Raw genomic sequence first — 14,825 nt, forward strand, 5'->3', positions numbered from 1 at the left:
TGTTAAGCGGGAAACACCTCAAATTTTCCGCTTAACATAAATTTATAGTTAAAAGCGATAGGAAAAATTAAGACTTAAAGTACGCAAGTGCCCAAGGTTCACTCGGTAGACAGAATTAATATCGTTGTAGTTGTATTCTATGGAAGTATCAAAATCCTGGTTCCACATAAACCGATAGCCAACCCCAAGGTTCCAGAAAGAATCGCTGCCACTGGCATCGATCACATGGTAATAATGGCCGTCGTAATACCAGTCTTTATCCTTGTCATAAATATCATACAGGTGCCACTTGTCTTTATTGTGATACCAATAACCATATTTACGCACATCATTCAGATCAACATCGGCATAATTCCACCCCGCCATCCAGTAGAGACACTGAACGTAACAATTCAGGGTAAAATCCACTTTAAAATTGAGCCCCACCTGATTAATTCGCACATGATTATCATCAAAGCGGGAGAATTGTAAATTCACCTGCCAAACACCCACGGCGGGTGTCACGCCAACGCTGACATAACCAAAAAAATCCCGCTGATCATTGAGCTGTAATTCCCCTGAACCCAGTCCCAGCGTGGTAATAATTCGATATTCACCCGACTCAATACCATCGAAAGGATTATTCCATTCGACTGCAGTGGCCACTGGTGATAACAGTAAGGCCAAGACACATAACACCGTCTTCATTACATCCATCCTTGCAGCACGACGCTTTTTAATTCATCCCCCTTACCAAAGCTTAGCTGTCATGGTTATCCACCTCAGAAACTTATCCGAATCGAATGCCAAATTTATATGGATAATGATCCTTAAAGGCTTTCCACATCAATGATGGCCCAGATACCACCGGCAAATGCTGGGTTATCCCGCAAATTGTCGACGTCTTGAGGCTGCGGCATCGGCTCTCCGGCTTGCCGTAATTCTTCCAGGCGCTGAAAAATAGTCTCCGCCATTTTTTGTAGAGCGGCATCCAGAGTTTCGGCATAGCAGTGACAATGCGGCAGGTCGGGTGCTATGGCACCAAAGCCGGCGTATTCAATGTTGTGAAGCACAACCGGATAGCGCATTAGAAAATTCTCTTATACATTAGCTTTCCCAAGCGTAGACGGGTTTCAAAACTGCGAACGAAATATGGCAAGGAAAATCAACAAATTCCCCAATAAAATAAACCCTGCGCAACCGCACCTATTACTTCAGAATAAACCGAAAGCTGAATAATTAATTTTTGAATTTATTGTCTAGTTGAACCTCATTGCGAGGGATTGCATTATTTAACCGGAATGGATATTGGAGGGACCACGTCAAACAACCTAACCACTGCGACATTTAAACCTTATCAAGGTGCGAAAGACAAAAATTTAGCGCGGCATTCTTCCGAGAAGTGCCCTACGGGAAAAAATCATGCCGTTAAGTGTGCGCCATAGGAATTTTTGATTTTCTGCGTCCGGCTCCACCAAGGCATCCTGCTGCCGCTGTAACCAGGCAATCTCCTGTTCCAGCTGCCTGCGTAAACAGCGGGTTTCATTCAGATCTGAAGCTTTGCGGCTCACCTGAAGAGGCATAGCGCCGGCCTTTTGTGCTGGTTTTAAAGGTCGATAAAAAATAAATAGAACCCCCACCGAAGTGGGGGCATGGCAAGCTTAGTTCACTGGAGACTCTGCATTAAGCAAATCCTGCCAATCGTAAGATGCATCACCGATCACATAGAAAAACGGATTCAGCAAAGAATCTTTGCTGTTATAACGCAGCAGCTTGAAGGAATCGTCCACCACTGTGCCACCGGCAGCTTCAACCACCGCCTGGGCCGCGGCTGTATCCCACTCACAAGTGGGTGCGAGCCGCGGGTAGAGATCAGCGGCCCCTTCAGCCACCAGACACAGTTTGAGAGAGCTACCCATGTTTTTACAGACCACCGCACCCAATTTGGATTCGATACGCTCTACCAGTTGATCCACGGCGCCGGCACCATGGCTGCGGCTAGCAACCAATTCCACTGCATCGCCAGCTTCCAGGCGCGGTTTAAGCGGGCGCACATGAATTTCTGTATCGCCGGATACTGTGCGCTTAAAGGCACCATCACCCTTGCCGCCAGCATAGGTGATATCCAGCACCGGCACATGCACCACCCCTAGCACAGGTTCGCCATTTTCAATAAGGGCCACATTAACGGTGAACTCACCAGTGCGACGAATAAATTCCTTGGTGCCATCCAGCGGGTCCACAATCCAGTACCGCTGCCACTGGCTGCGCTCGGCAAATGATGGCATTTCCTGCTCTTCCGATAATACCGGTACACCGTCAATCAGCTGCGCCAGAGCAGGGGCTAAAATTTTGTGTGCCGCTAAATCCGCGGCTGTAACCGGCGAGTCATCCGCTTTGGTGTCCACCTCCAGCTCAGCACTGCTGTGATAAACCTCCAAGATAGCTTCACCGGCGTTTTTGCAGATTGCAATCACCTGCTCCAATAATGCCTTATTCATTAAAACTCCCTTATTTTTCAGGTGGTGAGTATAAAGTCTCAGGAGGGGAAAAGGTCCTTCACCGACAAGTAGCGCTCACCGCTGTCATAACTAAAAATCAATACGCGGCTACCGGGTGCAAATTCGCCCTCGCGCTTTTTCAGCGCAGCCAGGCTCGCTCCAGAGGAAATACCCACAAAAATCCCCTCCTTCAAAGCGCACTTACGCGCCATTTCAAAACTGTCTTCTCCATTTACCAAAATGGTGCCATCCAGCATTTTGGTATTGAGTATCTCGGGAATAAAACCGGCACCAATCCCCTGCAAGCGGTGCAGCCCTTTATCACCACCGCTGATCACTGGAGAATTTTCCGGTTCGACGGCAAAAACCTGCAACTTGGGAAAGGATTCCTTCAGTACCTCTCCACAACCGGTGATGTGGCCACCGGTGCCAACCCCAGTAATCAGGTAATCGAGCCCCTCGGGGAAATCTGCGAGGATTTCTTTGGCAGTGGTGTCACGATGCACCTGGGCATTGGCACGGTTACAGAACTGCTGCGGCATCCAGCTGTTTTCATGCTGCGCCAATAGTTCCTCCGCTTTGGCGATAGCCCCGCCCATACCCTGCTCCTTGGGAGTAAGCACCAACTCAGCCCCCATAGCTTTCATCACTTGGCGCCGCTCCAAAGACATAGATTCCGGCATGGTGAGAATCAATCGATACCCCTTAACCACTGCCACCATGGCCAATCCGATGCCCGTGTTGCCGGAGGTGGGCTCGATAATCACACCACCGGGCTGCAAAGCACCGCGGCGCTCTGCATCCTCAATCATCGCCAGGGCAATACGGTCCTTGATACTGCTGCCGGGGTTAAAACGCTCTACCTTCATCCACACTTCGATATCTGGGCGAAACAGATGATTGATACGCACATGCGGGGTATTGCCGATGGTTTCCAGAATATTGGCTGCCTTCATTGATGAAGCTCTCCGTTAATGGCTCTCACGGCAGACAGGCAGTCCACCGATTAATATTTTCCTGTGCGCAGATAGTAACCCAGATGTGCTCTGCCCCAAGAGACCCACAAGGAACTGGTTTCACACGGAGCTGTGAATTCATGGCGATCCGGTTGGTGGTAACACGTCTTTGTGCCACATTTAGTGACTGGCTTCTTTCCGATAAACATAAAACCAAAAATAAAGGCGCTGCCATGAATCCGAATATGACCTCCGATGCCCATGATGCAACTCATGCAAGCCTATTTATGCCTGTAGCATTTATATTCTTTGCTGCTCTTTTTATGCTCCTCGACAGCATGGCAATTCAAGGGCTGTGGATGGCTTCGCTGAAAGCGCTGCCAATCGCCATTCTCGCCCTGATGGCGATGCGGCACCTGGATGGGCTCACTCGCACTCTGACACTTGCGGCCCTGGCTTTTTCCGCACTCGGCGATGTACTCCTGGAAATGAGATTTGCCCACCAGTTTATCTTTGGCCTGGGTGCTTTCCTGGTGGCACAACTTCTCTACGCGGCCAATTTCCTGCGTTTTGCCGACTTCCGCAAGCGCCGCAGTCTGATACGTATCTTGCCTGTTCTGCTGGCCGCAGTGGGACTGGCCCGCTGGATACTTCCCTCTGCGGGGGAGCTGGCGCCAGCAGTGCTTCTTTACTTGCTTGCCATTGTCGCCATGGCCCTAGGCGCCGGGGCTCATCGGGGAAATTCCGGGCTGCTATTAGCCGGTGCACTCACTTTTATGCTGTCCGACGCATTGATCGCTGTGAATAAGTTCATAGCACCGCTACCTCTAGCCGACACAGCAATTATGCTCAGCTATTACGGTGCTCAGTTTGCCATCCTGTACGGCATACGCCGTGCCCAGGCATAATGCCCACCTTCATACTGGGGATATTTTGGGAAGGCTACAATTTGGCTTCCCACCCCCACCACAGAGAGGTAGACAGGCCCCATGCTCGACTGGCGAAGTATCGACACCGTACTGCTGGATATGGACGGCACCCTGCTGGACTTGCACTACGACAACCATTTCTGGCTCGACCATCTACCCAAACGCTACGCCGAAGTACACGGTCTCGATCCCGAGCGGGCCCAAATAGAGCTGCAGCGGGAAATTGATGCACGCCGCGGCACTCTGGAGTGGTACTGCCTGGACTTTTGGGCGGAAACTCTAAAGCTGGATATCCTCGCGATACTGCGCGAGATCGAAGAGCGCATCGCCCTGCGCCCCCATACCGAGGCCTTCCTGCAGGGACTGCGACAACTGCGTAAGCCCACCTATCTGGTCACTAATGCACACCGCCATGGACTCGACCACAAACTGCAAATTACCGGCCTCGAGCCATGGTTTGACGACATCATTTCCTCCCACGATTATGGACATGCCAAAGAGAGTGGAAGCTTCTGGCACGCCCTGCGCGAGGAGGTGGCCTTCGACCCGGAGCGCACGCTGTTTGTTGACGACAACCAGAGTGTGTTGGCCGCCGCACAGGACTATGGCATCGCCCACCTGTTGTGTATCCGCCAGCCGGACAGCCGCGGCCCCAAACGGCAGATCAGCGACTTCCCGGCGATTCATCACTTCGATGAAATTATGTCACTGCAACGCAGTAACAAAGCGCAGTAACAATAAGCCCGCATAACCCGGGCCCAAGTTTATATTGATCAACAGGATTCGATGGAAAAAGTACGTATCGACAAGTGGCTCTGGGCCGCACGCTTCTTTAAGACCCGCAGTATCGCCAAACAGGCTATCGAAGGTGGTAAAGTGCACGCCGATGGACAGCGGGTCAAAGCCAGCAAAGATCTCACCGTGGGCGCGCTTTTGAGTATCCGCCAAGGCTGGGACTTAATTGAGGTGGAGGTTATTGCCCTCTCCGACCAGCGTCGCGGTGCCGATATTGCCCGCACCCTGTACCGCGAGACCGAGGACAGTATTGCCCGGCGCGAAAAGGAGCGCACTGAACGCCAGGCAGCCAATGCGGGGATTCAGCGCGAGCGACCCAATAAAAAGCAGCGCCGCCAGATCCACCGCTTCCTACGCGAGCAGGAGTAGGTTCAAATGACAAAAGTGGTGAAAATTCCGCCATTTTTGTCTATAGCTGCTAAACTGCCCCCACTTAACCCGATAGAAAACAGCCACGATGAAACGACTGATCGCCATCTCCCTGCTGCTTCTGCTCGGAATGCAGACGGCCCTCGCCGATAGCCGCGAACACGAGCAGCTCAAGCGTTCGATAATCAAAATTTACACCACTGCCGCCGCCCCGGACTACTTCAATCCCTGGGCGTTGCTTAACCCCAAGCAGTTATCTGGCTCCGGCGCGGTTATCCGCAACAAGCAGATCCTCACCAACGCCCACGTGGTGGCCAACGGTAGCTTTATTCAGGTGCAACGCCACGGCGACGCCAAGAAATTCCGCGCCCGAGTGAAGTTTGTCTCCCACGACGCCGACCTGGCTCTGCTCACCGTGGATGATGACAGCTTCTTCAAAGACACCCGCCCACTGACACTGGGTACACTGCCGGACCTGCAAGAAGAGGTCACCGTGTACGGCTACCCCATTGGCGGCAAGTCCCTGTCGATCACCCGCGGCGTACTGTCCAGAGTGGAACACCAGTACTATGCCCACGCCGAGAGCTATCTGATGGCCGGCCAGATCGACGCGGCCATTAACCCCGGCAATAGCGGCGGCCCGGTCATTTCCGGTGGTCGCATCGTCGGTGTGGCCATGCAGACCAACCAGAGCGCCGAAAACCTGGGTTATTTTGTGCCTCCCAGCGTAATCGCCCATGTACTCGAAGACGCCAAAGACGGCGAACACCAGGGCTTCCCCGAGTTGGGCCTGGTGACCCAAAGCCTGGAGAGCCCTTCCATGAAGAAGGCTGCCGGTCTCAGCGAGGACCAGGACGGCGCAATGATCGTCAAGGTATTTAGCGACTCCCCCGCAGCTGAAATTTTCCAACCCGGCGACGTGTTGCTGGAAGTTGATGGCTTCGAGGTTGCCGCCGATCGCACCGTCGAATGGCGTGAAAACCAGCGCACTAACTACCACTACGCGGTGGACCGCCATCATGTCGGCGACAAATTACCGGTGCGCTTTTCCCGCAACGGTGAAGAAAAAAGTGCGCAAGTGGCCCTGGCAGCACCGCCACCCTCCCGCGCCCTGGTGGTGGGTGAGCAATTTGACCAGCAGCCGCGCTATTACATTTATGGCGGCGTGGTCTTCGTGCCTCTGAACATGAACCTGATCAAGCGTTGGGGCAAGAGCTGGCATTCCAAGGCACCAATCGATTATCTCTATGCACGCAACCAGTGGAGTGACGAGAGCCGCCGCGAGCTGGTGGTTGCGCTCAAGGTCCTGCCCGCCAACGTCAACCTGGGCTACCACGATTGGAAAAACTGGATTATCGATTCGGTGAATGGCCACAGTGTCGCGGACTTTGACGAGTTTGCCCAATTGATGGAAACCAACAAGGAAAACTTTGTAGAGCTGCGCGATCGCTCCGGCTATCGCATGGTGCTAGATCACGCCGAAGCTCAAGAACAAGAAGCAATGATTCTGCAGACCTACCATATCCCCCAGCGCCACTCGCAGGGGCTGTTCAGCAGACTGGCCAATAAAGAGGAGTAAGGCCCGCTGTATGGGCTATGGAGAAGCCGTGAAACAACTTAGAGGAATCCTAGTTGGCAGCCTATTGCTGGCTGCCCACACCAGCGCCGGTGAGCTCTATCGCTGGGTCGATGCCGATGGCCGTGTGCACTTCAGTGATCGCCCCCCGGCCGAGGGCAAGGCCCAGGATATTTCCGGACAATTGGGCCCAATCAATGCCGCTGAGGCTACTAAGAAGAGGCCGAGTCTAATCACTTCCTCGGCCGCTGCCCCTGAGCGGGAATACCAGCAGCGCCAGCAACAAGAGCAATACGCACGCCAACAGGAGCAACAGCGTATTTGCACGAAAGCACGCCAGCGGCTGCATTCGCTTAATGGACGGGTGGCCTTTATCGACAAAAATGGCAAAGAGGTGCGCTATTCAGAGCGGGAGCGCCAGAGAATGGCCGAACAGCTCAAGCGGGAAATCGCCAATCGCTGCGGGTAACCCTTCCCCAGCCAACCTTAGTATCCGGTGCCGGCGCCACAATTACCCACGCCGGCTACCATTTAGATATATCCACCTCTAAAATCCCGCGGTTTTAATACCGAGGCACTCGATCTATGTCCGATCAGCTGGAACGCTTTATCTTTTCCCAACACGATATTCGCGGGCAGATGGTGACCCTCACCGACGCCTACCGCGAAGTGCTCAAGCACAATCCACTGCCTGCACCGGTAGCGCATTTGCTGGGAGAGTTTCTCGCAGCCGCCTGCCTACTCTCCACCACCCTGAAATTCGAGGGCATATTGAGCCTGCAGGCCCGCGGTGAGGGCGATGTGCCGCTGATTATGGCCGAGTGTACCCACCACAGTGATCTGCGCGGCATTGCCCGTGTCGCCGGTGGCGCCCAAATCAGTGAAGAGGCCAGCCTAAGCGATATGATCGGTCCCCGCGGCGTCATCGCTATTACTCTGGAGCCCAAGCGTGGCGAGCGCTACCAGGGGGTGGTCCCGCTGGAAAAAGAGAGCCTGGCCGGATGTCTGGAAGATTACTTTGCCCAGTCGGAACAACTGGAGACACGCTTCTGGCTGGAGTGCGATGGCAGCAACGTGGGTGGTATTATGCTGCAGGTGCTACCCGGTAATAATGCCGCCAGCGCCGAGGAAAACAGCGACGCCTGGGAAACCGCCCTGCACCTGGCAAATACCGTGACCGCCCAAGAGCTGTTCGACGTGCCCCACGACGAGCTGATTCACCGCCTGTTCCACCAGCTGAAACCGGCTACCCTGGGCACCGACACTATTCGCTTCAAATGCAGTTGCTCACGGGAGCGCAGCGCACGCGCCCTGGTCTCTCTCGGTGCTGAAGACGTGTACAAATTACTGGAAGAACAAAATGGCGAAATCATCAGCGATTGCCAGTTTTGTAATGCCCAATACCGCTTTGATCGCGAGCAGGTAGAGTCACTGCTCAATGCCCCACCCCACACCCTGCACTAGGGAGATTATTGCCAGTGCTGAGCAGCCTCAGCTACTGGCAATTCGCAACTTAGAACACAAAAATTCACAAAATCTATAAGGTAAAAATACTACATAGATCTTATGAATCCAAAATGCCTTAATTTAGAGTGACAGCGCTGTCAAAGCGCAAAAAGTGACCGTGTTTGCTACCCGCTTATTTTGAATTTTGCCATAATGCGCCCCCCAAATTTTGCCTGGCTGTCTAATACTTGGACGGCTCCTATTTTTTACTATCCAACATAACATTCACGGGTAATCGACGAATGGCACAGATCGACGACACCGCGCTGGTTTATAAAAACCTTTCACCAGCAAAATTGGTAGAGCTGGCTCTTAAGCGCGGCGAGGGTAAACTTTCCGACACCGGCGCGCTGGTGGCTGAAACTGGTGCCCGCACCGGCCGCTCCCCGGCGGACCGCTTTGTTGTAGAAGAGCCCTCCACCGCCGATAGCATCGCCTGGGGCAATGTGAACCGCCCCTTCCCACAGGACAAGTTCGACGCACTGTGGGACCGCGTAGAAGCATTTGTAGCCGGTGACGACACCTTCGTGCAGCACCTGCACGTCGGCCAGGACGAAGACCACTACCTGCCGGTTGTTGTAACTACCCAGACCGCTTGGCACAACCTGTTCGGCCGCAACATGTTTATCCGCGCCGAAAAGTACAACCCCAAGGCGAAGGAAGAGTGGCGCATCCTGCACGCTCCCAACTTCGTTTGTGAGCCAGAGCGCGACGGCACCAATTCCGAAGGCTGCGTCATCATCAACTTCGGCCAGCGCCGCGTGCTGCTGGCAGGTATGCGTTACGCCGGTGAGATGAAGAAGGCGATGTTCTCCGTGCAGAACTTCCTGCTGCCGGAAAAAGACGTGATGCCGATGCACTGTGCCGCCAACGTTGGCAAAGACGGCGATACCTGCCTGTTCTTTGGCCTGTCCGGCACCGGCAAGACCACCCTGTCCGCAGACCCTGAGCGCTACCTGATCGGTGACGACGAACACGGCTGGAGCAAAGGTGCAGTATTCAATATGGAAGGTGGCTGCTACGCCAAAACCATCGACCTGAGCCAAAAGAATGAGCCGGTAATCTGGGACGCTATTCGTTTCGGCGCTATCGTTGAGAACGTAGTCACCAACGAGAATGGTACCGCCGACTACTGTGACACCAGCCTCACCGAGAACGGCCGCTGCTCCTACCCGCTGGAGCACGTAGAGATGCGCCAGCTGGAAAACCGCGCCGGCGAGCCGAAGAACGTCGTCTTCCTCACCTGCGATGTATCCGGTGTACTGCCCCCGGTATCCATCCTCTCCAAAGAGGCTGCGGCATACCACTTCCTGTCTGGTTACACCGCGCGCGTAGGCTCTACCGAGCTGGGTGCAGAGGCCGGTATTCACCCGACTTTCTCCACCTGCTTCGGCGCTCCGTTTATGCCGCGCGCCCCGCGTGAATATGCGGACTTGCTGATGAAGCGCATCGAGGACTTCGGCTCCAAGGTATACCTGGTAAACACTGGCTGGACCGGCGGCTCTGGTGACAACGGCAAGCGTTTCCCGATCCCTGTAACCCGCGCAGTAGTTGCGGCTATCCAGAGCGGCGCACTGGAAGGTACTGCCACCGAGCATCTGGAAACCCTGAACCTGGATATTCCTCTGGAAGTACCGGGCGTCGACAAGTCCTACCTGAACCCGCGCGAAGCCTGGGAAGACAAGGCTGCCTACGACGACCAGGCCGGTAAACTGGCCAAGCTGTTCGCCGAAAACATTGAAAAATTCAATGTCAGCGATGATGTGAAAAACGCCGGCCCCAAGGCCTGATCGGCTTGATATAGCCTTTTTTTAGAGGCGCAAAAGCCCCGCCACCGCAAGGTGCCGGGGCTTTTTTTGTTTTTCAATCCCCCAGTAAGAGGTCGATTTTTGCGGCTATAGTGTTTAAAGAAGCGCCGACGAAATAGGCGTCGGCACGAAGACTTTCATGTCCCAGGCATATTTCGGAGCTGTAGCCGCACCCCATGACTGAAGGCAACTCTTTTACCCACTTCAGGACACTCTACCCCCACCGGCCGCCCGGCCGGCGAATCAATTTTGTGGTGGTGGCCAGCCTGACGCTGCTACTCGCCGCAGTGTTGGCTGCATTGTGGCTGTGGCTATGGCTGAAGTCGCAGGAGAAACCCTATGTCGAAACCCGCGGTTATCGTATCGCCAGTGAAGAGAGCTTCAATCATTTCTTACGCAATGGTGAAAACCGTACGCGGGTACAGGCACTCAGTGACTACCTAAAGAACCAAGGGGTAGGCGAAGTGACTGCAGTGAGCAACCTCCTACGCCAGGGTCGCGAATGGCTGGAGCTCGAGAAGCCACCATTCGCACTTCCGCCGCAGGGTGAGTGGGCCAACATGGTCTCCACTTTGAAACTACTGCGCGATGAGATAGTGCCTTTAATCGGTCCAGTGGCGGTAATTTCCGGCTTCCGTAGCGACAGCTACAACCGCGAGCTGGAACACACCGACAAATCTCGCCACCGGGCATTCTGCGCCCTCGACCTGATTCCAACCTCCCACATTAGCCAAGGTGAACTCGCGGAAGAACTACAAGCTCTGCATGCACGCCTGGGTCCGGAGAGCAATTTCGGCCTGGGTCTCGGTAAAGAGCTGCTCTTCCATATCGACACCTGTGGCTACCGCACATGGCAACTGGTGGATTGAAGCATGGCTATACAAGACAACTGTGATCATCCGACGGGCAATATACGAAACCAACGGCGCAGGTTAATAATTCTGGGAGGGCTACTGCTCATCGCCATTATTATTGTGCTGTTATTCACCTCGGAGAAAACACGGGATCTGGGAGAACGGCTCATCAGTCCTATCGAACTCCTGCCGCTGCCGGGGATCCCCGAGGTTTACGATATCCAGGGCTACCCAGCTGCCTCCGAGCGAGTGTTCAGCCGCTTCCTAAAACAAAATGCAAACCAGGCTCTGTTCGACAAGCTAAAGAACTTTCTACAGATCAACCGAGTGGACCAGGTAGTAAGCCCGTTTGAGCTCCTGCGCCAGGGCAGCGACTGGCGGGATCTGGATGAGCCCCCTTTCGCTATTCCTCCGGTGGAAAACTGGGGCTCAATGATTTACACCCTCAGGGTGCTGCAGCGGGAGATAGTACCGCGTATCGGCCCTGTTACAGTGGTCTCTGGCTGGCGTACCACCAGTTACAACAGTAAGGCCGGTGGCTCCAAAGGCAGTAAACATTTGCGCTTTTGTGGCTTGGACGTAGTGCCGCAAAATAAATTTACCCGCGAGCAGTTGGTTCCTGTCTTGAGAGATATCCACAAGCACAAAGGCAAGGAATGGAATATGGGGCTGGGAATCTATAAAGGTATCCGCTTTCACGTTGACACCTGCGGTTACAGGCGCTGGTAAATCCCCCCTACTTCTGCTTAGATAGATCGCAAATTAGGCGCCCGATACCACAGGGCTTTGCAGAAGTAGAGGGAATCCCAGTGCAGGAAAAATTAGAAAGGCGCTCATTTATTCTTTCGCTGATACTAGTATCAATAGCTTTTTTAGTATTGATTAAGCCCTTCTTTACGCCAATTTTTTGGGCTTGTGCCATCGCGCTGATCTTTTATCCCGTCTACCGGCTGTTGATGCAGCGCTTTCCCAATTCCCCCAATTCTATGGCTCTGCTGACGCTTTTTATGTGCGTCATATTGTTGGTAATACCGGTGCTGGTGGTGGCCACTTCTTTTATCAATGAAGCAGTGACCCTCTATCAAAAGGTACAGGAAGGGCAAATTGATGTCTCTAAATCCCTGGAGCAAGTGCGCAATGCCTTCCCACGAGTGAACGATATGCTCGAGGGTATCGGTGTAGACATCGATGAGGCAAAACAGCGTCTTCTCGGTGGCGTGATGAATGCCGGCAGCTTTATTGCAAAAAATGCCATAGAAGTTGGGCAGAACACCGTTAACTTTTTTGTCATGCTCGGCCTGATGCTCTACCTCACCTTCTTTTTGATTCGCGATGGCGACAGGCTGGTCAATTTAATCATTCATGCACTGCCCCTTGGGGATGAGCGCGAGCATCTACTGCTGGCCAAATTTGCCGAAGTCACTCGCGCCACAATTAAAGGCAATCTGGTTGTCGCGATTACCCAGGGCAGCTTAGGCGGTATTATTTTCTGGGTCCTCGACCTGCCCGCGCCACTGCTTTGGGGCGTACTGATGACCCTGTTGTCGCTGTTACCCGCCGTTGGCGCAGCACTCATCTGGTTTCCCGCAGCGATCTATCTGTACGGTATCGGTGAGCCGGTTAAGGCGACCATTCTGTTAGCTTATGGGTTTACCGTTATCAGCCTGGTCGACAACCTGTTGCGCCCTATTCTAGTGGGGCGGGACACCAAGCTGCCAGATTACCTGGTGCTATTTTCCACCGTGGGCGGCCTGATATTGTTTGGTATCAGTGGCTTCGCCATGGGCCCCCTGTTAGCAGCCCTGTTTCTGGCTTTCTGGGAAATTTTTATGCGGGAGTTTGTCCATCCGGAAGATATGCTGATGCCCCCTAAACCGGAAAGCAAAGATATGCTGATGCAGCATAAAAAAGATAATGCGTAATTAGGGCTTTCTTATTATTAGTGCGCTGCGAGAATCCTGGACCGGTCTTCTCGCAGCGCCCTGAGACACAGGTTGAGCTTACTCATCGGTCCCTGATCCACCATCTGCGCGCCTTCATTAGCATTTTTCAGGTCCGCAATCAACAAAATCATCTTGGCAAAAGTCAGCGCCATAGCCAGCACCACCCGATCCGAACCAGCACGGCAAGTTCCCAACTAAAAACCAATAACAAGCATTGCTAGTACAGTCATAAAGTACAATCCCAACCACAGTGGTGCGGGAATTCACCACTGCAACCCCACTACCAGTCAGACGCGGAGTAGCTCGAAAATAGTCGGCCTTATAGCTCCTGGTAATATGATTCTGTACTAACTGCCAAAGCTAAGGCGAAGAACACTAGCCGCACGATAAACAGCTAAAGCAGCGACAGGGAAAGTCCATAAGCCTTATCGCACAAATGCATAAGACCTCCCCCTCCATATCAGAAAAGTCTGGCTCACACAGTAGGCACTTCTCAGTCACTCTTGGCAAAGATGACAGTTACAGAGGGTCCTCACCCTGCAAGCGTCATATAATTGTTGGAAGCACACAGCGGCAATAGCATAGACGCCACCTTTGCCGGAGCGGATGACCCTATGAAATATTGGCTTACCCTGATTGTCGCCATAATACTCAGCGTACCGCTGATGGCGTTAGAGGTCGGGCAAAAAGCTCCCGAATTCTCCTTAAAGGGCACAGATGGAAAAACCCACTCGCTACAGGACTACGTTGGAAAAAGTGCGGTAGTAATCGCCTGGTATCCCAGAGTCTTTACCAAGAACTGCACAATAGAATGTAGATCCCTAGTTAAACACGGTGAGCAAATTCGTTCCTTTAACGTTGCCTATTTTATGGCTAGCACCGATGAACTCGATGAGAAAGTCCGGTTTGCCAAGTACAATTCTGCTGACTTCCCCCTACTAAGCGACCCCACGGGAGAAGTCGCCAAAGCCTACGATGTCTTAATACCCTTTATAAAACTCGCCCGGCGAGTGAATGTATACATAGGTAAAGATGGCACCATTCTGAAAATAGACAGAGATATCAACCCCGCCACTACGGCTGAAGATATCGTCAAAAACCTAGAGAAACTCGGCGTGGAAAAAGCAGAAAGAGCAGAACAGTAATTAAGTTGTTTGCCAGGGCAGCTCCGGATTGCTTATAAAATCCAGATTTTTATAACTGTCTTTGAATAATTCACTCAATAAAAAAGAGACTCCAGAGCAACACTGCTACCCCCCAATATCATCATCGAGTCAACTTTAAATACCTCAAAAGACCCCAGGCTTTTTTATAAAAAAACCAACTAGATAAAGCTCAACACATTCAAGTAGCCTTCAGCTTAACACAATCATCACATATCTAAGACTGCTACCTATTTGGCTCCCTCATCATTTCATAATTTATAACTCTCAGATTAAGCAATCTATAAAAACACTTTTTTCCATAATTTCCCCACACCCATAGTTCAGAGAAATGTTTAAAAAAATCTCAGAAGCCATAGTAAAGACTCACAAACGGTCACTACGCTGATACACCTACTAACGCCATATCGAACTACATCATTAGAAGCACCTCTGTACCAACTTCA

General features: G+C 52.7%; 17 protein-coding genes. 11 read left to right on the top strand and 6 right to left on the bottom strand.

The genetic code is table 11. The features are described from left to right. Positions 1-48: 48 nt before the first annotated feature. From ACJJJA_RS21840 to cysK, 5 genes are all read right to left on the bottom strand, one after another. A complete protein-coding gene (locus ACJJJA_RS21840) occupies positions 49-687 on the bottom strand; it encodes an outer membrane beta-barrel protein (RefSeq protein ID WP_444883075.1) in 639 nt (212 codons plus the stop codon). Between the two features lie 122 nt (positions 688-809). Beyond that, the gene (locus ACJJJA_RS21845) at positions 810-1,067 is read right to left on the bottom strand and encodes a type II toxin-antitoxin system HicB family antitoxin (RefSeq protein WP_252083702.1); all 258 of its coding nucleotides are present in this window, start codon (positions 1,065-1,067) and stop codon (positions 810-812) included. A 291-nt stretch (positions 1,068-1,358) separates the two neighbouring features. Further along, entirely contained in the window at positions 1,359-1,562 is a 204-nt protein-coding gene (locus tag ACJJJA_RS21850; protein WP_444883076.1) for a hypothetical protein, read from the bottom strand. A gap of 78 nt (positions 1,563-1,640) precedes the next feature. After that, on the bottom strand, positions 1,641-2,480 hold the full coding sequence (gene cysQ / locus ACJJJA_RS21855; RefSeq protein ID WP_444903377.1) for a 3'(2'),5'-bisphosphate nucleotidase CysQ: 840 nt from the start codon (positions 2,478-2,480) through the stop codon (positions 1,641-1,643). Positions 2,481-2,518: 38 nt separating this feature from the next. Continuing rightward, the gene (cysK, locus tag ACJJJA_RS21860) at positions 2,519-3,436 is read right to left on the bottom strand and encodes a cysteine synthase A (RefSeq protein WP_252083705.1); all 918 of its coding nucleotides are present in this window, start codon (positions 3,434-3,436) and stop codon (positions 2,519-2,521) included. A 140-nt stretch (positions 3,437-3,576) separates the two neighbouring features. On the opposite strand from cysK, the gene ACJJJA_RS21865 reads away from it, so the two are divergent. From ACJJJA_RS21865 to ACJJJA_RS21910, 10 genes are all read left to right on the top strand, one after another. After that, the gene (locus tag ACJJJA_RS21865) at positions 3,577-4,344 is read left to right on the top strand and encodes a lysoplasmalogenase (RefSeq protein ID WP_444903378.1); all 768 of its coding nucleotides are present in this window, start codon (positions 3,577-3,579) and stop codon (positions 4,342-4,344) included. An 81-nt stretch (positions 4,345-4,425) separates the two neighbouring features. Further along, positions 4,426-5,100 carry a GMP/IMP nucleotidase gene (gene yrfG, locus ACJJJA_RS21870; protein WP_444903379.1) on the top strand — a complete coding sequence of 225 codons (675 nt, stop codon included), beginning with the start codon at positions 4,426-4,428 and terminating at the stop codon, positions 5,098-5,100. Between the two features lie 51 nt (positions 5,101-5,151). Further along, complete coding sequence (locus ACJJJA_RS21875) at positions 5,152-5,529, top strand: Hsp15 family ribosome-associated heat shock protein (RefSeq protein ID WP_444887474.1); 378 nt, start codon at positions 5,152-5,154, stop codon at positions 5,527-5,529. Between the two features lie 130 nt (positions 5,530-5,659). Continuing rightward, a complete protein-coding gene (locus ACJJJA_RS21880; RefSeq protein ID WP_444903380.1) occupies positions 5,660-7,108 on the top strand; it encodes a S1C family serine protease in 1,449 nt (482 codons plus the stop codon). Between the two features lie 28 nt (positions 7,109-7,136). Then, a complete protein-coding gene (locus ACJJJA_RS21885; RefSeq protein WP_444903381.1) occupies positions 7,137-7,574 on the top strand; it encodes a DUF4124 domain-containing protein in 438 nt (145 codons plus the stop codon). Between the two features lie 116 nt (positions 7,575-7,690). Continuing rightward, positions 7,691-8,569, top strand: a complete 879-nt coding sequence (gene hslO / locus ACJJJA_RS21890) for an Hsp33 family molecular chaperone HslO (RefSeq protein WP_444903382.1) — start codon at positions 7,691-7,693, stop codon at positions 8,567-8,569. A gap of 284 nt (positions 8,570-8,853) precedes the next feature. Next, positions 8,854-10,401 carry a phosphoenolpyruvate carboxykinase gene (locus ACJJJA_RS21895; RefSeq protein WP_444903383.1) on the top strand — a complete coding sequence of 516 codons (1,548 nt, stop codon included), beginning with the start codon at positions 8,854-8,856 and terminating at the stop codon, positions 10,399-10,401. 194 nt (positions 10,402-10,595) lie between these two features. After that, positions 10,596-11,288 (top strand): M15 family metallopeptidase domain-containing protein, encoded by a 693-nt coding sequence (locus ACJJJA_RS21900; RefSeq protein ID WP_444903384.1) that lies wholly within the window; start codon positions 10,596-10,598, stop codon positions 11,286-11,288. 3 nt (positions 11,289-11,291) lie between these two features. After that, positions 11,292-12,002: a D-Ala-D-Ala carboxypeptidase family metallohydrolase gene (locus ACJJJA_RS21905; RefSeq protein ID WP_444903385.1), complete on the top strand. Its 711-nt coding sequence runs from the start codon at positions 11,292-11,294 to the stop codon at positions 12,000-12,002. An 80-nt stretch (positions 12,003-12,082) separates the two neighbouring features. Further along, on the top strand, positions 12,083-13,195 hold the full coding sequence (locus ACJJJA_RS21910) for an AI-2E family transporter (RefSeq protein WP_444883088.1): 1,113 nt from the start codon (positions 12,083-12,085) through the stop codon (positions 13,193-13,195). Between the two features lie 17 nt (positions 13,196-13,212). Here the strand turns inward: ACJJJA_RS21910 and ACJJJA_RS21915 are convergent, their stop codons facing one another. Continuing rightward, entirely contained in the window at positions 13,213-13,410 is a 198-nt protein-coding gene (locus ACJJJA_RS21915) for a hypothetical protein (RefSeq protein ID WP_444903386.1), read from the bottom strand. Positions 13,411-13,830: 420 nt separating this feature from the next. Here ACJJJA_RS21915 and ACJJJA_RS21920 point away from each other — a divergent pair, with 420 nt between their 5' ends. Further along, positions 13,831-14,361, top strand: a complete 531-nt coding sequence (locus tag ACJJJA_RS21920) for a peroxiredoxin family protein (protein ID WP_444883089.1) — start codon at positions 13,831-13,833, stop codon at positions 14,359-14,361. Positions 14,362-14,825: the final 464 nt, after the last annotated feature.

The organism is Microbulbifer mixtoriginis (SeqCode) (assembly GCF_052466865.1).